We start from the raw sequence: 17957 nt of genomic DNA, 5'->3' as shown, positions 1-17957 counted from the left end.
AACGATGTTTATGGAATTTACATTTTATGTCGCCGGATTGGTTGCTATTTTGGCGACGCTAAGGGTAATAACACATACCAATCCAGTTCATGCGCTGTTGTATCTGATCGTTTCCCTGTTAGTTTTAGCAATAGTTTTCTTTGCTGTTGGATCTTATTTTGCTGGTGCCTTAGAGATTATCGTTTATGCCGGAGCGATCATGGTGCTGTTTGTGTTTGTTGTCATGATGCTTAATTTAGGTAAATCAGTCGTCGATCAGGAACGTGTCTGGCTACAACCAAAAGCATGGATTGGCCCAGCCATTCTTTCAGCCGTTTTACTTGGCGTTATTGTTTATGCCATCGTGGCAATAAAACATAGCCAGATCAAAGGCGAAATGATCAGTGCTAAACAGGTTGGCATCAGTTTATTTGGTCCTTATGTGTTAGCGGTTGAACTGGTTTCTTTATTGTTATTGGCAGGTCTGGTCGTGGCATTTCATATCGGGCGTGAAAAACGGCTACACGCTGTTGATAGTCATTCTGAAGTGGAGGAACAAGTATGATCCTTCTGCAACATGGTTTAATTTTAGCGGCGATTTTATTTGTTTTAGGCTTAAGTTGTTTACTGATCCGGCGCAATCTTCTCTTTATGTTAATTGGATTAGAAATAATGATTAACTCAGCGGCATTAGCGTTTGTAGTGGCGGGTAGTTATTGGGGACAAGCTGATGGTCAAGTGATGTATATTTTAACCATCAGTTTGGCTGCAGCGGAAGCAAGTATAGGATTGGCGTTGTTATTACAACTTCATCGTCATCGCCAGAACCTTAATATTGATGAAGTCAGTGAGATGCGCGGATGAATTTACTCTATTTAACCATTCTGCTGCCACTATTGGGATTTCTACTGCTCGCATTCTCTCGCGGACGTTGGTCGGAAAATTTGTCCGCTATCGTCGGGGTTGGTTCGGTAGGTTTGGCAGCACTAATAACCTGTTGGCTAGCGATTGATTTTTATGCTAATAATGCTGATGGTGGCTATGTTTATCGTCAGACATTGTGGCATTGGATAGCAGTAGATAACTTTAACATTCCTATTACACTGGTACTTGATGGTTTATCGTTAACCATGTTAGCGGTTGTCACCGGCGTTGGCTTTTTGATTCATCTATACGCTTCTTGGTATATGCGTGGTGAAGAAGGTTATTCACGCTTTTTTGCTTATACCAATTTATTTATTGCTAGTATGGTTATTCTCGTTTTGGCTGACAACATGCTGCTAATGTATCTTGGTTGGGAAGGCGTCGGCTTATGTAGTTATTTGCTAATTGGTTTTTATTATACCAAGCCAGAAAATGGCAAAGCAGCCATGAAGGCTTTTTTTGTCACACGAATTGGTGATGTTTTTTTAGCCATTGGCATGTTTATTCTCTATAACCAATTTGGCACTCTGAATTTCCACCAATTGAGCCTATTAGTGCCACAGCAAATTAGCGCGGGTTCGCCGCTTATCAATTGGGCAACGTTAATGATCCTTGGCGGTGCAGTTGGTAAATCTGCTCAGTTACCTTTGCAGACTTGGTTAGCCGATGCAATGGCCGGCCCAACGCCAGTATCTGCCCTTATTCATGCCGCAACCATGGTCACTGCGGGGGGTTATTTAATTGCCCGTACGCATATTTTGTTCTTAATGGCACCGGAAATATTGCATTTAGTCGCTATTATTGGTGCGGTTACCCTTATATTGGCCGGATTTGCGGCTCTAGTACAAACCGATATCAAACGCGTACTGGCTTATTCGACGATGAGTCAAATAGGTTATATGTTTTTAGCTTTAGGGGTTCAGGCATGGGATGCGGCTATTTTTCATTTGATGACCCACGCGTTTTTTAAAGCGTTACTTTTTTTATCCGCAGGTTCAGTTATTGTTGCCTGTCACCATGAACAAAACATATTTAAGATGGGTGGCTTACGTAAAACGCTACCCTTTGTTTATGGTTGCTTTTTAATTGGCGGGGGAGCGTTATCGGCAATACCGCTAGTTACTGCCGGCTTTTATAGTAAAGACGATATCTTATGGGGAGCCGCCCTGCAAGGAGAAACGGTTTTACTGTGGGCTGGCATAATTGGTGCATTTATGACCGCACTCTATACCTTCCGTATGATTTTTATTGTCTTTCATGGCAAAAAACAGGCAAGGGTTCAAGCTGTCGGTGGTATTAGTCATACCCTGCCGTTAGCGGTATTAGCCGTATTATCCACGGTTGTTGGAGCACTGATTATTCAACCGTTAGCGGGCATATTCCCTGTCAGTGAAACAATCGATGAGTCGGGTAAAGTTAGGTTAGAAATAGTTTCAGCGATTGTTGCATTACTCGGACTGGCACTAGCGATATTTCTCTATCTGGGCAAACGTCAGGTTGTTAAATCTATTGCTAAAAGTCCAGTGGGACGTTTTTTTACTGCTTGGTGGTATCAGGCATGGGGATTTGACCAACTTTATAACCTTATTTTTATAAAACCCTTTAAAGTAATTGCTCAATTATTGGCAAATGATCCGGTCAATTCATTCATGAATATTCCAGCTGTGATGTCGCGTTGGGGCAATAAAGGCTTAACTTTTAGCCAGAATGGGCAGATCCGTTGGTATTTGGCTTCTATGGGGTTTGGGGCAGTGTTGATGTTAGCACTGTTACTTCTGGTTTAATTAAGGGACACATTGCGCCATGCTATTACCTTGGCTAATACTTCTTCCCTTCATCGGTGGTGTGCTTTGCTGGCAGTCCGGACGATTTAATCAACGGGCACCACGCTATTTAGCACTGCTTGTGATGGGGTTAACACTGCTCCTCTCTGTACTACTTTGGTTACAGGGAAATTATTCGTTGACTAATACTTTAGCATTACCCCAATGGCAGGCAATCTTTTTCATGCCATGGATCACGCCATTAGGTATTAATATTGCCTTGGCAATTGATGGTTTATCATTACTAATGATAGTGCTAACAGCTATCATGGGGATTTTTTCGGTATTGAGTTCGTGGAGTGAAAATCAACCAAATCAAGGGGCTTATCACTTTCATTTGATGTGGATTCTAGCCGGAGTGATGGGAATTTTCCTGGCGGTAGATCTGTTTTTGTTTTTCTTCTTCTGGGAAATGATGTTGATCCCAATGTATTTTCTGATTGCTAATTGGGGACATAAAGGCTCGGAAGAACGTGCACATGTCAATGCAGCGACTAAGTTTTTTATTTATACCCAAGCAAGTGGCTTGATTATGTTGGTAGCAATTGTGGCATTGGCGTTAATTCATTATCAGTCATCGGGTAATTGGTCATTTGCCTATCACGATCTATTAAATACCAAAATGTCAGCGCTGACACAGTATCTGTTAATGCTAGGGTTTTTTATTGCATTTGCAGTGAAAATGCCTTTGGTACCTTTTCATGGCTGGATGGCAGACACACAAGAACAATCGCCAACAGCCGGCTCCGTTGATATTTCAGGTATCATGCTTAAAACGGCAGCTTATGGTTTATTGCGTTTCACATTACCGCTATTTCCTACCGCATCGATTCAATTTACCCCTATCGCGATGACGCTAGGTGTGATCAGTATATTTTATGGTGCATGGTTAGCATTCAAACAGACAGATATCAAACGCCTGGTGGCTTATAGCAGTTTGTCGCATATGGGCTTTGTTACCGTCGCTATTTATGCCGGTTCTACCCTGGCTTACCAAGGAGCAGTGTTACAAATGATTGCTAATGGCCTGTCAGGTGCGGCTTTGATCATTATTAGTGGTCAACTTTATGAACGTACCGGAACCCGTGATATGCGCATGATGGGAGGATTATGGAAACGGATCATGTGGCTACCTGCACTATCACTATTTTTTGCTGTGGCAACATTGGGCATGCCGGGTACCGGAAATTTTGTTGGTGAATTTATGATCCTATTTGGCACTTTTGGGCAATTTAAATTGGTGACAACGATTATGGTATTCGGTGTGGTATTTGCGTCTATTTATGCACTTTGGATGATGCAACAGGTCTATTATGGTAGCGCAAAATCAGAAAAAGCACTGCCCGCTTTAAATGGTCGCGAGATATTGGTTTTACTGACATTAGCCTTGTTATTAGTGATATTAGGTTTTTATCCGCAACCCGTGTTAGATACTTCAAAAAATGTGATGGAATCGCTGCACAGTTTGTATTCTATTTCGTTTTCAACCTTAAGGCCATAATTCGTCATGACCATAACTTTTGAACAATTGATCGCATTGTCACCACTTCTGATCGTTGGGCTATTAGTGGTGATTGTGATGTTATCCATTGCCTGGCGGCGCCTTCATTTACTCAATGCCACTTTAACGATAGCCGGTTTTATTATTGCGTTAGTGACCTGCTTTTTAATTGGCGATAAATTACCGCTTGAAGTCACTCCATTAATCTATGTAGATAAATATTCACTCTTTTATAGTGCACTGATTTTGCTTACTGGTATTGGCACAGCAATTTATGCCTATGGATGGCTTACCGGATACCCTGATAATAAAGAAGAGTTTTATTTATTATTAGCTATCGCGGGAGCAGGCGGGATTTTGTTATCAATGGCCAACCATTTAGCAAGCTTATTCATTGGTATTGAATTAATTTCATTGCCATTATTTGGCTTGGTTGGCTATGCCTTTACCCAGAAGCGTTCATTAGAAGCTAGCATTAAATATATGTTGCTATCCGCCGCTGCCTCTGCATTTTTATTGTTCGGTATGGCGTTACTTTATGCTGAATCAGGCAGTTTGCTATTTGCCAAATTAGGTTTAAGCCTAAATGAGCATATTATTCACTATCCGGTCATTATGGTTGGTGTTGGTATGATGTTGGTCGGAATTGGTTTTAAACTCTCTTTTGTCCCTTTTCAATTGTGGACACCGGATGTTTATCAAGGTGCACCTGCACCTGTAGCAACATTTTTGGCAACCGCGAGTAAGATCGCTATTTTTGCGGTTTTAATGCGTTTACTAATGACATCACCGATAGCAGAAAGTCAGGCATTATTGTTAGTACTTAGTATTATTGCCATTGCTTCTATCTTGTTTGGTAATTTAATGGCCATATCGCAACGGAGTATTAAACGGCTGCTAGGTTACTCATCTATTGCCCATATGGGATATTTACTGCTGCCGTTAATTGCGTTACAAACTGATAGTGTTGCAGCGCAAATTACGGTAGCAATCTATTTTATGGGGTATTTATTGGCCAGTTTAGGTGCTTTTGGCGTTGTCAGTATTCTATCTAGTCCCTACTGTGGTGATGATAAAGACGATATTAATGTTTATCGGGGATTATATTGGCGTCAACCGGTGCTGGCGATTATTTTGACCATCATGATGCTGTCGTTAGCAGGCATACCTATTACGCTAGGTTTTATTGGTAAATTTTATCTGATTATTACGGCTATTAATGCCGAATTATGGTGGTTAACAGCCGTTGTTATTATCGGTAGTGCGATGGGTTTATACTATTATTTACGTTTTATGGCTTGTATATATAGCCGTGAGCCGCTAGCTAATGACCAACCGCACAAACAAGTAAGTGTTAATTTAGCCACTTTATTTGCGTTATTGTGTGCCGTTATAACAATTTTATTGGGAATATGGCCACAACCTTTGTTTGAGATTGCACTTGCTGCTTTGGCGGCATAAATATCTTCATGTATTAATAGCCTGGCGTTAATATCGCTGGGTTTTTTATGCTAGAGATTGTTAATCGCAAAAAATTTAATGATCGTTTGCTAAAGCGACAAATGGCAGAATAAATACAAGATTAGCCAATTGGTTTGATGAAATGATTTATTGCAGTCAAGAGGATAGTAATAGTGGTTAATATTAGCGAGTTCATGGCAAGTGTTTATCAATTTTTATCTGAACGACAAATTGAAGGGAAAAGTGGGCAACAATATCAATTTTCTTTACCCGCTGATATTCAATTTCCTGCCTTAGATTGGCTAGCTAGTCAGCAATTTTATCCTCAATTTTATTGGCATCATCGTGATGGTCATGAGGAAGTGGCTTTACTCGGCGAGGTAAAACATTTTACTAATATTGTCGATGCTGAACAATTTTTACAGCAACAATCCGCTACCACAACTATGCGGATCTGGGGATTGAATGCTTGGCAGCCACTGCCTGATAATGAATATTATGCTGGTTTTGTTGGTGATGAGAGCTATTTATTCTTACCGCGGGTCGAGTTTCGATATTGTCAGGAAAGGTGGATATTAGCTGTCAATATTATTGATCAACAAGATCTGCCACACGCCCTGCAATTTTTAGCCGAATTGCAATTGGTTAAACCCATTTCTCCGCTTAATAGTCACATTAAGCAAGTTCAACATCTTCCTGAATACCAACAGTGGCGCGATTTAACTACTCAGGCAGTGCAACTAATTAATAGTGGAGTGATGGATAAAGTTGTTATTGCCCGCCAAACGGATATTCAATTAACAAAGCCGTTAAATGCGGCCAGTCTGACGTCGGCAAGTAAAGCGGTTAATCGTCAATGTTATCATTTTATGTTGTCCTTTAACGCTCAACATACCTTTTTATCAGCAACGCCTGAGCGACTTTATTATCGTAAATTTCAACAACTTTATACTGAAGCATTAGCTGGAACGGTAGTCAATTCATCCGATCAGGCAATCAGGCAAACCTATTCGGATTGGTTAATGAATGATGATAAAAATCAGCATGAAAATCGATTGGTGGTAGAGGATATTTGTCAAAGATTACAAAATAATTGTGAAAAGATTAGTGTTTCCTCACCTGATATTATTTTATTACGTAAAATTCAGCATCTGCGTCGTCTTATTCGCGTCACACTACGTGATGCTAGTGATAGCGACTGTCTAAATCGTCTACAGCCGACAGCTGCGGTTGCTGGTGTGCCGAGAAAAACAGCTAAGCATTTTTTACAGCAAAATGAGCCTATTTGTCGTGGTTGGTATGCAGGTAGTGCCGGCTATTTATCACTAAATCAAAGTGAATTTGTTGTCTCTTTACGTTGTGCACACCTGAATGATGATCATCTTCGACTTTATGCCGGTGCCGGTATCGTTAACGATTCAGATCCCTGGCAAGAATGGCTTGAGGTGGAAAATAAGGCCGCAGGGTGACAAACATTGCTAAATAAGGAAACATTTTGTTGTGAAAGTTGATTTTTACAACAAAAATAATATTTAAGCGTCATTTTATTGAACTGGAATAAAGAAAATAACGTAATTTTACTTAAAATTGCTATTATTTTATTTCTTATTTCTGCTTTGAGTCATGTATGTCGCATAGTGTTTTTAACCGTCAATGGGCGGAAGTTATTCTTGAAGCATTAACCCGACATGGATTAAGCCATGTTTGTATTGCACCAGGCTCTCGCTCTACACCATTGACATTAGCCGCCGCCGCAAATTGTAAGTTAATTTGTCATACTCACTATGATGAACGCGGCTTAGGCTATTTTGCTTTGGGCTTGGCAAAAGTAGTTAGCAAACCGGTGGCCGTTATTGTTACTTCTGGTACCGCAGTCGCTAACTTATATCCTGCTTTAATCGAAGCTGGCTTAACGGGTGAAAATATCATTTTCTTAACCGCCGACAGGCCAGCAGAATTAATTGATTGTGGTGCTAATCAGGCGATCCGACAAAGCGCTATTTTTGCTGATCATCCGGCACAAACATTAACATTACCCAGCCCAACCCAAAATATCAGTGCACAATGGTTAGTTAGTACCATTGACAATGCCATGAATAATCTTTCCCATGGCGCTTTACATATCAATTGCCCATTTGCAGAACCTTTATATGGTGAAGCTTCAACACAGATTGACTGGCAAAATTCACTCGCGGGTTGGTGGCAATCTTCCACACCCTGGTTGCAAGGTGATGTCTCTCGTTCATTAGCATTGGTCACCGATTGGCATGTTTGGCGACAAAAAAAAGGTCTGGTGATCGCGGGCAGAATGCGGCCTGATGAGGGAGCGCAAGTTGCACAATGGGCAGAAATGCTAGGTTGGCCAATAATTAGTGATGTTTTATCACAAACTGGGCAACCTTTACCCTGTGCGGATCTTTGGTTATCCATAACCGCGGTGAAAAACATTTTGCAAAATGCCCAGTTAGTCGTCCAGTTTGGCTCAAGTTTAACCAGTAAACGTTTATTGGAATGGCAAGCACAATGCCAACCTGAAGAATATTGGATTATTGATCACATTCCTGGTCGTCTAGATCCGACAAATCATCGTGGTAGGCGATTGGTTAGTTCCGTATCTAACTGGTTAATTGCCCATCCGGCCGTTGCCTGTTTACCGTGGGCGAACGCATTGATAGCTATTGTCAATAGTGTTTATAGCGGCGTCACGCAACAGTTTGAACACCAATTTTCAGAAGCCGCCATTGCGCATCAACTTACACAATTGTTACCGACCAATGGGCAACTTTTTGTGGGTAATAGTTTGATTGTCAGATTAATTGATACTCTCAGCCAATTGCCGGCCAGTTACCCAATTTATAGTAATCGTGGAGCCAGTGGTATTGATGGTTTGATTGCTACATTAGCGGGTGTGCAAACTGCCAATGCGAAACCCACGTTAGGGATCATCGGCGATATTTCGGCGCTTTATGACTTAAATAGTCTAAATTTATTACGTGCTGGCTTAGCACCCATGGTGTTGATTGTGGTGAATAATAATGGTGGTCAAATCTTCTCTATGCTGCCTACCCCTGAAGTGGAAAGAGAACGGTTTTATTGCATGCCTCATCAGCTGCAATTTAAGCATGCGGCTGCCATGTTTGGTCTCTCTTACGCTGCACCGTCGAATTGGCATGAGTTGAAAGAGACTATCAACAATTATTGGCAGCAGGGTGGTAAGGCGTTAATGGTCGAATTGCTAGTAGAAGGTGATGAAGGGGCAAAAACACTTAATCAACTTGTTAACCAGATGATGCAATTATGAGGTTATATACACGACGATACCATGAAAAATGTGCTGGGACATGGTTAGTTTGGTTACATGGTCTACTTGGCGCAGGCGGTGAATGGCTGCCTATTATTGAACAATACGCTAATCGCCCATCACTGACGATTGATTTACCGGGGCACGGACGTTCACCGCATATTCCGTTGGCAAATTTTTCTTATTTAAGTCGGCTAATTGAGCAGGCAATTCAGGCTAATCAAATTGACAGTTATTATCTCATTGGCTATTCATTGGGTGGAAGGATCGCGATGTATTACGCCTGTCAGTCTCAACCTACTAAATTGAAAGCATTAATTGTTGAGGGGGCCAATGTTGGTTTAAAACGGCCCGCTGAACGTTTACTACGTTTAAAGCATGATCAGTCTTGGGCAAAACGCTTTCGAAGTGAGCCTATGGATAATGTCTTATCTGATTGGTATCAACAAGCCGTCTTTCATGACTTATCCGCTGAGCAACGGCAACAATTAATTGCTGAGCGCGCAAATAATTGTGGCGAACATGTTGCTCATTTATTGGAAACGACTTCATTAGGTAAACAACCTTTTTTAGTCAATAAATTATTACAGCGAAACTACCCTTTCAGCTACCTCTGTGGTGAGTATGACGAAAAGTTTTGCGCTCTCTCACAACAATTTTCGTTACCACTTATTCGGATACCTGAGGCTGGGCATAATGCCCATCGTAGTAATCCTGTTGCTTATGCTACAGCAGTGGAGCGTTTTTTAACATTTTCTGACGGAAGGAATTGAATATGCAGTGTCTGAATAAAGAACAATCTTATGCTGTTGCACAATGGCATGATTATTCCGCTCAATTTGAAGATATTCTTTATCATAAAACCAAAGATGGAATTGCTAAAATTACGATTAATCGTCCCCATGTTCGTAATGCATTTCGGCCACAAACCGTCAAAGAGATGATCCAGGCATTATCCGATGCTCGTTACGATAATGCGATAGGCTGCATCATTTTAACCGGTCAGGGAGAGAAAGCCTTTTGTGCCGGCGGTGATCAGAAAATTCGTGGTGATTATGGTGGCTACCGAGATGATAATGGCATCCATCACTTGAATATTTTAGATTTTCAACGCCAAATTCGGACCTGCCCAAAGCCGATTGTTGCTATGGTTGCCGGTTATGCGATTGGCGGTGGGCATGTATTACATATGATGTGTGATTTAACCATTGCTGCTGACAATGCCATATTTGGTCAAACTGGCCCTAAGGTGGGTTCATTTGATGGTGGTTGGGGCGCTTCTTATATGGCACGTATCGTTGGACAAAAAAAAGCGCGCGAAATTTGGTTCTTATGTCGTCAATATGATGCTCGGTCTGCATTGGATATGGGATTGGTAAATCAGGTTGTACCTTATGCTGAACTTGAGCGGGAAACGGTAAGCTGGTGCAGAGAGATGCTAAAAAACAGCCCAATGGCATTACGCTGTTTGAAAGCAGCGCTGAATGCGGATTGCGATGGCCAAGCAGGTTTACAAGAGTTAGCCGGTAATGCCACGATGTTGTTTTACATGACTGAGGAAGGTCAGGAAGGCAGAAATGCTTTTAATGAAAAACGACAACCCGATTTTTCAACTTTTGAGCGTAATCCATAATGCGTAAGGCGGCAATATATCAATTTAGTCTTCCGCTGGAAACGGGGATTATATTACGGCAGCAACGATTAAAATCCCGTGATGGTTTTCTTATTCATTTACAGGAAAATAGCTCTCATGGCTGGGGTGAAATTTCACCTTTACCCCAGTTTAGTGTTGAAACATTAGAAACGGCTCGATCGGCACTACAAACGAGCTTGCGTGATTGGTGTCAGGGGGCAGCAATAAAAGAATGTGATATTCCATCCGTGGCTTTTGGGCTCAGTTGTGCACAGGCTGAATTAATGGCTGAATTACCGGAAATAACCCATTATCCAAAAGCTCCCCTTTGCACTGGTGATTTGGATGAGCTTATTTTACAACTAAATGCGGCTAATAGTGAAAAAGTGGCTAAGGTTAAGGTTGGCTTTTACGAGTCAGTGCGCGATGGGATGGTGGTTAATTTGCTACTTGATGCCGTTCCTTGCTTGCGTTTACGCTTGGATGCAAATCGAAGTTGGAATCCCTCACAAGCCGCCGCATTTGCTAAGTATATTAAGCCAGCTAATCGCGCTAGAATTGATTTTATTGAAGAGCCTTGCAAAACCATGCATGACTCGCTGGCTTTTGCTCATCAAACGGGGATTGCAATTGCTTGGGATGAAAGTGTTCGTGAGCCTACTTTTCAACTTAAAAAACAGCCAGGCGTTAGCGCCATCATTGTTAAACCCACCTTACTGGGCAGCTTAAATCGTTGTAAGCAACTTATTGATAACGCACGGGCTTTGGGATTAGAGACGGTAATTAGCTCTAGTCTGGAAAGTAGTTTTGGTTTAACCCAATTAGCGCGAATAGCCAGCTGGTTGACACCACAAACCGTGCCAGGATTAGATACCTTGTCTCTCCACCAGGCACAACTTGTTCGTCAATGGCCGGAAAGTTCATTACCGCTCATCGGATTAAATGAATTAGAACGAATATGGCAACATGAATGATATTTAATCAATGGCCTTGGCTCTATTGGGCGGAAAAATCACCGACAGACATTGCGCTGATAACCGAGAATAGACAATATTGCTGGCACCAATTAGTGGCAAAAATTAATGCTATTGCCGCCAATTTTCAACGTCAGTTGCTTGCTCCCCAGCAGATGACTCTGATGTTAAGAGGTAAAAATGGTCTTTCCATGCTGTTATGTCAGTTGGCATTATTACAATTGGGTGCTCGTATTTTGCCGCTTAATCCACAACTGCCAGAGAGTAGCATCACAGAATTAACTGCCGGTTTGGCGATTGATTATATGATTGATTTTACAGAAGAGCCGTTGTCTTTGCCGAATATAAAATCATTAGATTATCGAGCTGTCATAACAAAATCGCCTAATTTTCAAGATGATGTCACTGTAGCTGTGCCTTTTATGCCATTGCTGCCAGCGACATTAATATTAACCTCCGGTTCAACCGGTTTAGCGAAAGCAGTGGTACATAATATTGCCGCTCATCTCAACAGTGCTAGGGGGCTGCTTGCATTATTGCCATTTCAACGAGAGGATTGCTGGTTGCTATCGTTACCGCTTTTTCATGTCTCAGGTCAGGGAATTATTTGGCGGTGGTTATTTCGAGGAGCAAGATTAGCAATAAAAGCAACCAGTTCGTTACCCCATGCTTTACAGCAATGCAGCCACGCGTCTTTAGTACCTACTCAATTATGGCGTTTATTGCAGATAAAAAATATTGAGCAAAAAGCCAGTTTACAGAATGTGTTATTAGGCGGCGCGATGATCCCGCACGAGCTAGTTGCTGCGGCTAAACAGCATGGGATCCGCTGTTGGTTAGGTTATGGTATGACAGAAACCGCTTCCACGGTTTGCGCTAAACAAGCAGATAGTGGCATAGGGATTGGTTTACCTTTAACCGGTAAGTCGCTTCGTTTAGTCAATAGTGAAATTTATATTCAAGCTGATAGCTTGGCCTTAGGCTATTGGTGGCAGGGTAAAGTGCTACCATTAGCATTAGTTAATGGCTGGTTTGCTAGCCGTGATAAAGGCTCGTTTGCGGAAGGTGAATGGCGGATCTTAGGTCGATTGGATAATCAATTTTTCAGTGGCGGGGAAGGTATTCAACCCGAAGATATCGAAGCCATCTTAAATAGCCATCCCGATATTAAAAAGAGTTTTATCATCCCAATAGCCGATAGAGAATTTGGTCACCGTCCAGTTGCGGTTATTGAGTCTGATAATCAACAACTGGTAACCAGTTTAAATCAGTGGTTAGAAAATCGGTTAGCTGCTTTTCAACGGCCTATTGCTTATTATTTATTGCCTAGAATGTTAATAGAGAATGCCGGCATTAAGCTTTCACGTCACAATATCAAACAATGGCTTTTGCAGCATCATAATGATGATAATAAACGGGTTTAAACCAGTCTGATGTTGGCTTTAAGGCGAGAATAGTTGAGAGTAATGGAGCTCCTTGCTTAAACACATTTCTTAGACTGCCATCAGGGTAAAAATGATTCGGAGAGGTTTTACCCTCTCCTTGATGACTAAATCGTTTTACTTATGGTGTTTTTTTCGCTGTTTTTCTAATGCTTTTTCAACCCCTTTGCCATATTTAGGGTGTACCTTATTAAATAACGCAACCTGTCGTTGCTGGGTTTCAATTGACGCTGCTACTAATTCACTGGCGATCCTTTCAAACATACGCTTATGTTCATGTTTACTCAGCAATTCAAACAGTGCACGAGGCTGGCTATAATAATCATCATCTTCGCGATGATTCCAGTGATCGGCTGCTCCTGTCAACGTTAATGGCGGTTCTTTAAATTGCGGCTGTTCTTGAAATAGGCCAGCGCTATTCGGTTCGTAAGTCACTCCATTGCCGCTATTACCATCCACTCGCATGGCGCCATCACGGTGATAGTTATGAAAGGGACAAGTGGCAAGTGGTTTATTCACTGGGATTTGAAAATTATTGACCCCTAAACGATAACGATGAGCGTCTCCATAAGAGAATAGCCGGCCTTGTAACATTTTATCCGGTGAAAAACTAATACCTGGCACAATATTAGCTGGGCTAAAGGCAGCTTGTTCCACATCAGCAAAATAGTTATCAGGATTGCGGTTTAATTCAAATTCACCCACATCGATTAATGGGCAATCTTTATGTCGCCATACTTTAGTCAAGTCAAATGGATTATAAGGCAGTTTAGCGGCATCGGCTTCAGGCATAACTTGGATTTGCAATTTCCAACGCGGATAATTTTTGTTATTAATGGCATCAAACAGATCACGTTGTGAACTTTCACGATCTTTACCGACAATTCTTTCCGCTTCGTCATCCATTAAATTTTCAATGCCTTGCTGGCAGCGGAAATGAAATTTGACCCAGAATCGCTCATTTTTTTCATTAATAAAACTATAGGTATGACTACCGAAACCGTGCATATGACGGTAAGATTTGGGAATACCTCGGTCACTCATATCGATAGTTAATTGATGAAGAGATTCAGGCAAATGTGAGAAGAAATCCCATTTATAAGCAGGGTTACGTAAATTCGTATGCGGATCACGTTTTACGACATGGTTAAGATCAGGAAATTTTAATGGATCACGTAAATAAAAAACCGGTGTATTGTTACCCACTAAATCCCAATTACCTTCTTCGGTGTAAAACTTTAAGGCAAAACCCCGAATATCTCGTTCTGCATCAGCAGCTCCTCGTTCGCTAGCAACGGTAGAGAAACGAATAAATAATTTGGTTTCTTTACCTATTTTTGAGAAGATTTTTGCCCGTGTATATTGGCTAATATCATGGGTAACGGTGAAAGTACCAAATGCACCGGAGCCTTTAGCATGCATACGGCGTTCAGGAATAACTTCACGGTCAAAGTGAGCCAATTTTTCTAAAAACCAAACATCTTGTAACAGCATCGGGCCTCGAGGGCCTGCGGTGATAACGTTATTATTATCAACGACGGGTGAGCCTGCAGAGGTAGTAAGACCTTCTTTTTTCTCCATTACACATCTCCAGTTTTTTTGAAATAGAAAAATGTATTTAAAAATGATTAGCAGGTGTTACATAATTTCATTAATCTTATTAAAGTTATATCAAATAAATTATCTAAGCTAATAAGATATATAGCCAATCAAAAATACCTATTGCTGCGATATATCAGCGTCAAAAATTTTTTTTACAAAAAAATAATAATAATTCGCAAGAAAATGAAATATATTGTCGATATTTTAGTAACCAGAATAATTAATGACTTAGGATAACTATTTTGATGAAAAGGTTTTTATTACCCGTAACAGTTGGATGTTTTTTATTCTCAGGCCATTCTAATGCCGCTTCTATTAATGCACAAGTAGGAAAAGATTTTACTGAACTTACGGCGGGCATTGGTAGTAAAGGGGCAGGCCTGGGCATAAATGGCAATTGGACACGTAGTGATCATGATGGTCAAGTAACCAGTTTAGGCGCCACTTTTGGTCTACCTTTGGGGCCTTTTAGCGCTTATATTGGTGGCAAAGCTTATTATTTATCACCACAGGATAATAATAACGGTTTTGCCTTTGCTGCGGGTGTTGGCGCTAATTGGCAAATTATGCCATCGTTGGCGCTATATGGGGAAATTTATGGCTCGCCGCGTGATTTAACTTCAGGTAATTATGCTTATCAGGAAGCCGATGTTGGCATTAAATATGAAGTAATTAAACCATTAGCCATTAATTTTGGTTATCGCTTCATGAAAGTACAAGGTAAACATCATCATCCTAATAATACTATTGCCGATGGTTTTTATCTTGGCGCAGGCGTCAGTTTCTAGCTGCTTAATTATGCGCACCATATAAATTATGGTGCTTTCCTTTATGTCAAACTGGGTTAGCCAACAGCAGGTAAAATGCCAATAACAATGGCTATCTGAATTAAAATCACGCCAACACCACAAATCAATACTACCAGCAACCCCGCTGTTCCACCTTTAACCCGGTAACAATTAGTTTTGTTAGTTTCAATCTTTCTCGCTTGCATAACCATCAATGCGGGTAGAATGAGTGCTAAGATAGATAAAGCAACGGCTGCATAAGTTAAGGCTTTAACAAAACTGCTAAAAAAAAGTGCGCAAATTAGTGGCGGTAGGAAGGTTAATAATCCACTTTGTAAGCGACCGAATGCGCTATTTTTACGCTTAAACATATCGGCTAAATAGTCAAATAAACCCAGCGTAACACCCAAAAAAGAGGTTGCTAATGCCAGATCCATAAACAGGTTAACGGCAATAGTAACTTGTGAAGTGGCAACGATATCATTAATTGCAATGAGTAATCCGTTTAAACCCGACTGGGCGGCTAATATACCGATAAAGGTGTTTTGTGGGATAGCGCCTAAGGTGGCTATTTGCCATAAAATATAAGCGAATAATGGGAGCGCACTGCCAATAATAAAAATTTTACGTAACTTTTTGATATCCCCATCCATATAGTTTACTAGGCTAGGGATACTACCGTGAAAACCAAATGAAGTAAAAATGACGGGAATGGCTGATAGAACTAACCCTTTTTCTACTGGCATAGCGATAAGATTGATATTTTCTACATGCGGCATCATGACGACTAGCATGATAAGTAGAAAAACAATTTTTGCGGTAAACAGCATGCGATTTATCAAATCGACAGAATGCGTACCAATACAGACGATTGCACCGCCAATAAGGGTGAATAAAATAATAGCGCAATTGATGCTAATATTTATTCCTATCCAAGATAAAAGGCTATTAGCGATCAAAATACCTGCTCCGCCGATATAAGCTGTCGCTAATGCATACATCAGTAGTAGCATACTTAAACTGGTTATCATTTTTCCAGCTAAGCCAAGATATCGTTTGGCAATAGAGCCTAAACCTAAATGTGCGGGATGGTATTGATATACTTCGACTAGTAGTAGCGCGGTATAACTCATTAAAGCCCATAGTCCAATGAGCATAAGCGCAATCATAGGAAAGCCAACGCCCGATGCAGCAAGCGGCATCGCCAGCATACCTGCACCGATTGTGGTGCCAGCAACAATCAAAATACTACCCAGTGTCGGATTTTTCACATGTAATCCTGAGTTTTATCGCTAAATTTTTATAGCGGCAGAGTAAATGATTGCTTATTGCGTGTCAAATTAATATTACATTATTTGGAATTTTATGTTTACATTGTGAAGTAAGCATTAGTGAATAGGATAATGATCAGGCATAATATAAAAATTCGATTAAAAAGTGATAGTTAAGCTAATTTTATACCAATTATTGGGATTGAATCATGAAAGAAAATATTTACGATCAGGATGATTTTTTTATCGCCTATCGCCTATAGCCAATTTCCACGTTCTGTTGAAGGATTGAATGCCGCCGGTGAATGGCCAGCATTGCAACGTCTCTTACCTAATTTTCAAGGTAAATCAGTATTAGATTTGGGCTGTGGTTACGGCTGGCATTGTTTATATGCCGCACAACAGGGGGCGATAAAAGTCATTGGCACCGACATTTCGCAGAAAATGTTAAAGGTGGCAAAAGAAAAAAATCGCTTTCCTACTATCATCGAATATCGGCAACAAGCGATAGAGGATATGCAGTTTGCCGATGCTAGCTTTGATCTGGTCGTCAGTTCGCTAGCATTACATTATGTCGCTAATTTTGCGCAAATATGTCATAAAATCCACGCTTGTTTAACTGAAAAAGGCCAGTTTATATTTTCGGTTGAGCACCCGGTTTTTACTGCTGATGGTTCACAAGATTGGTGTTATGATCCTTCAGGCGCTAAGCTCCATTGGCCGGTTGATAACTATTTTAGCGAAGGTGCGCGGCAGGCAGAATTTCTCGGCCATAAAGTGACTAAATACCATAAAACCTTAACAATTTATTTGACCAGTTTATTGACAGCCGGCTTTTCTATTGAACAACTCATTGAGCCTCAGCCGGCTGATTATTTGTTAGATAAAATTGCTGGCATGAGAGATGAGCTACGGCGTCCGATGATGTTACTGGTGGTCGCTAAAAAAGCGTAAATACGCTTATTAGTGCCTGATGGTGTTATTAATTGATATCAATATCAATATCAATATCGGTAAGCGGCTGGCAACTGCATGCTAATATCTCATTTTTATCAATGAATGCGAGCGGTTTATGCCGATATCCCACTTTCCCTTTGCATAGGCGAACCCGGCATGCACCACAAAAGCCTTCTCGGCATTGAAATTCAATTTGAATTTTACTCTGTTCAAGGGCATCAAGTAGACTGGTATGTTGTTCGGAATGAAAAGAAATTTGTATACCCTGCGCGTGGCGCAGGGTGATTTTATAGCTTGCCAT

The 17957-nt window shown here is 41.0% G+C and carries 16 protein-coding genes; 13 read left to right on the top strand and 3 right to left on the bottom strand.

Going from position 1 to position 17957, the window contains the following annotated elements; genetic code table 11:
- The first annotated feature begins 10 nt into the window (after window positions 1-10).
- The 11 genes from nuoJ (at window position 11) to menE (ending at window position 13020) form a co-directional block, all read left to right on the top strand.
- Window positions 11-544 (top strand): NADH-quinone oxidoreductase subunit J, encoded by a 534-nt coding sequence (gene nuoJ, locus G468_RS0104125; protein WP_026822042.1) that lies wholly within the window; start codon window positions 11-13, stop codon window positions 542-544.
- Entirely contained in the window at window positions 541-843 is a 303-nt protein-coding gene (gene nuoK / locus G468_RS0104120) for an NADH-quinone oxidoreductase subunit NuoK (protein ID WP_026822041.1), read from the top strand. Before nuoJ ends, nuoK begins: the two co-directional genes overlap by 4 nt.
- Window positions 840-2687 (top strand): NADH-quinone oxidoreductase subunit L, encoded by a 1848-nt coding sequence (gene nuoL / locus G468_RS0104115; RefSeq protein ID WP_026822040.1) that lies wholly within the window; start codon window positions 840-842, stop codon window positions 2685-2687. Before nuoK ends, nuoL begins: the two co-directional genes overlap by 4 nt.
- Window positions 2688-2706: 19 nt before the next feature.
- Window positions 2707-4227, top strand: coding sequence for an NADH-quinone oxidoreductase subunit M (gene nuoM, locus G468_RS0104110; protein WP_026822039.1), 1521 nt, complete (start codon window positions 2707-2709; stop codon window positions 4225-4227).
- 6 nt (window positions 4228-4233) lie between these two features.
- Window positions 4234-5688, top strand: a complete 1455-nt coding sequence (nuoN, locus tag G468_RS0104105; protein WP_026822038.1) for an NADH-quinone oxidoreductase subunit NuoN — start codon at window positions 4234-4236, stop codon at window positions 5686-5688.
- Window positions 5689-5861: 173 nt separating this feature from the next.
- Complete coding sequence (locus tag G468_RS0104100; RefSeq protein WP_246067210.1) at window positions 5862-7157, top strand: isochorismate synthase; 1296 nt, start codon at window positions 5862-5864, stop codon at window positions 7155-7157.
- A 158-nt stretch (window positions 7158-7315) separates the two neighbouring features.
- Complete coding sequence (menD, locus tag G468_RS0104095; RefSeq protein ID WP_026822036.1) at window positions 7316-8989, top strand: 2-succinyl-5-enolpyruvyl-6-hydroxy-3-cyclohexene-1-carboxylic-acid synthase; 1674 nt, start codon at window positions 7316-7318, stop codon at window positions 8987-8989.
- Window positions 8986-9762 carry a 2-succinyl-6-hydroxy-2,4-cyclohexadiene-1-carboxylate synthase gene (menH, locus tag G468_RS0104090; protein ID WP_026822035.1) on the top strand — a complete coding sequence of 259 codons (777 nt, stop codon included), beginning with the start codon at window positions 8986-8988 and terminating at the stop codon, window positions 9760-9762. Before menD ends, menH begins: the two co-directional genes overlap by 4 nt.
- 2 nt (window positions 9763-9764) lie before the next feature.
- A complete protein-coding gene (gene menB / locus G468_RS0104085) occupies window positions 9765-10622 on the top strand; it encodes a 1,4-dihydroxy-2-naphthoyl-CoA synthase (protein ID WP_026822034.1) in 858 nt (285 codons plus the stop codon).
- Complete coding sequence (gene menC / locus G468_RS0104080; RefSeq protein ID WP_026822033.1) at window positions 10622-11596, top strand: o-succinylbenzoate synthase; 975 nt, start codon at window positions 10622-10624, stop codon at window positions 11594-11596. Before menB ends, menC begins: the two co-directional genes overlap by 1 nt.
- Window positions 11593-13020 (top strand): o-succinylbenzoate--CoA ligase, encoded by a 1428-nt coding sequence (gene menE, locus G468_RS0104075; RefSeq protein ID WP_026822032.1) that lies wholly within the window; start codon window positions 11593-11595, stop codon window positions 13018-13020. The genes menC and menE overlap by 4 nt, the downstream gene beginning before the upstream one ends.
- A 135-nt stretch (window positions 13021-13155) precedes the next feature.
- On the opposite strand, the gene G468_RS0104070 is transcribed toward menE, so the two are convergent.
- Window positions 13156-14619 (bottom strand): catalase, encoded by a 1464-nt coding sequence (locus G468_RS0104070; protein ID WP_026822031.1) that lies wholly within the window; start codon window positions 14617-14619, stop codon window positions 13156-13158.
- 266 nt (window positions 14620-14885) lie between these two features.
- Here G468_RS0104070 and G468_RS0104065 point away from each other — a divergent pair, with 266 nt between their 5' ends.
- A complete protein-coding gene (locus tag G468_RS0104065; protein WP_026822030.1) occupies window positions 14886-15428 on the top strand; it encodes a YfaZ family outer membrane protein in 543 nt (180 codons plus the stop codon).
- 56 nt (window positions 15429-15484) lie between these two features.
- On the opposite strand, the gene tyrP is transcribed toward G468_RS0104065, so the two are convergent.
- Entirely contained in the window at window positions 15485-16699 is a 1215-nt protein-coding gene (gene tyrP / locus G468_RS0104060) for a tyrosine transporter TyrP (RefSeq protein WP_026822029.1), read from the bottom strand.
- Window positions 16700-16933: 234 nt separating this feature from the next.
- Between tyrP and G468_RS19640 the strand changes: the two genes are divergently transcribed.
- Window positions 16934-17653, top strand: a complete 720-nt coding sequence (locus tag G468_RS19640; protein ID WP_425322470.1) for a class I SAM-dependent methyltransferase — start codon at window positions 16934-16936, stop codon at window positions 17651-17653.
- A 28-nt stretch (window positions 17654-17681) separates the two neighbouring features.
- Here the strand turns inward: G468_RS19640 and yfaE are convergent, their stop codons facing one another.
- The gene (gene yfaE / locus G468_RS0104050) at window positions 17682-17957 is read right to left on the bottom strand and encodes a class I ribonucleotide reductase maintenance protein YfaE (protein ID WP_026822028.1); all 276 of its coding nucleotides are present in this window, start codon (window positions 17955-17957) and stop codon (window positions 17682-17684) included.

Source organism: Arsenophonus nasoniae DSM 15247 (genome assembly GCF_000429565.1).
GTDB lineage: Bacteria > Pseudomonadota > Gammaproteobacteria > Enterobacterales > Enterobacteriaceae > Arsenophonus > Arsenophonus nasoniae.
Note: the sequence above shows the minus strand (reverse complement) of the source record. Positions and strands in the feature narration are given on the sequence as shown.

Coding starts and splice junctions, on each gene's coding strand:
- nuoJ (WP_026822042.1), top strand. CDS start 11: ATGGAATTTACATTTTATGTCGCCGGATTGGTTGCTATTTTGGCGACG.
- nuoK (WP_026822041.1), top strand. CDS start 541: ATGATCCTTCTGCAACATGGTTTAATTTTAGCGGCGATTTTATTTGTT.
- nuoL (WP_026822040.1), top strand. CDS start 840: ATGAATTTACTCTATTTAACCATTCTGCTGCCACTATTGGGATTTCTA.
- nuoM (WP_026822039.1), top strand. CDS start 2,707: ATGCTATTACCTTGGCTAATACTTCTTCCCTTCATCGGTGGTGTGCTT.
- nuoN (WP_026822038.1), top strand. CDS start 4,234: ATGACCATAACTTTTGAACAATTGATCGCATTGTCACCACTTCTGATC.
- menD (WP_026822036.1), top strand. CDS start 7,316: ATGTCGCATAGTGTTTTTAACCGTCAATGGGCGGAAGTTATTCTTGAA.
- menH (WP_026822035.1), top strand. CDS start 8,986: ATGAGGTTATATACACGACGATACCATGAAAAATGTGCTGGGACATGG.
- menB (WP_026822034.1), top strand. CDS start 9,765: ATGCAGTGTCTGAATAAAGAACAATCTTATGCTGTTGCACAATGGCAT.
- menC (WP_026822033.1), top strand. CDS start 10,622: ATGCGTAAGGCGGCAATATATCAATTTAGTCTTCCGCTGGAAACGGGG.
- menE (WP_026822032.1), top strand. CDS start 11,593: ATGATATTTAATCAATGGCCTTGGCTCTATTGGGCGGAAAAATCACCG.
- G468_RS0104070 (WP_026822031.1), bottom strand. CDS start 14,619: ATGGAGAAAAAAGAAGGTCTTACTACCTCTGCAGGCTCACCCGTCGTT.
- G468_RS0104065 (WP_026822030.1), top strand. CDS start 14,886: ATGAAAAGGTTTTTATTACCCGTAACAGTTGGATGTTTTTTATTCTCA.
- G468_RS19640 (WP_425322470.1), top strand. CDS start 16,934: ATGATTTTTTTATCGCCTATCGCCTATAGCCAATTTCCACGTTCTGTT.
- yfaE (WP_026822028.1), bottom strand. CDS start 17,957: ATGGCAAGCTATAAAATCACCCTGCGCCACGCGCAGGGTATACAAATT.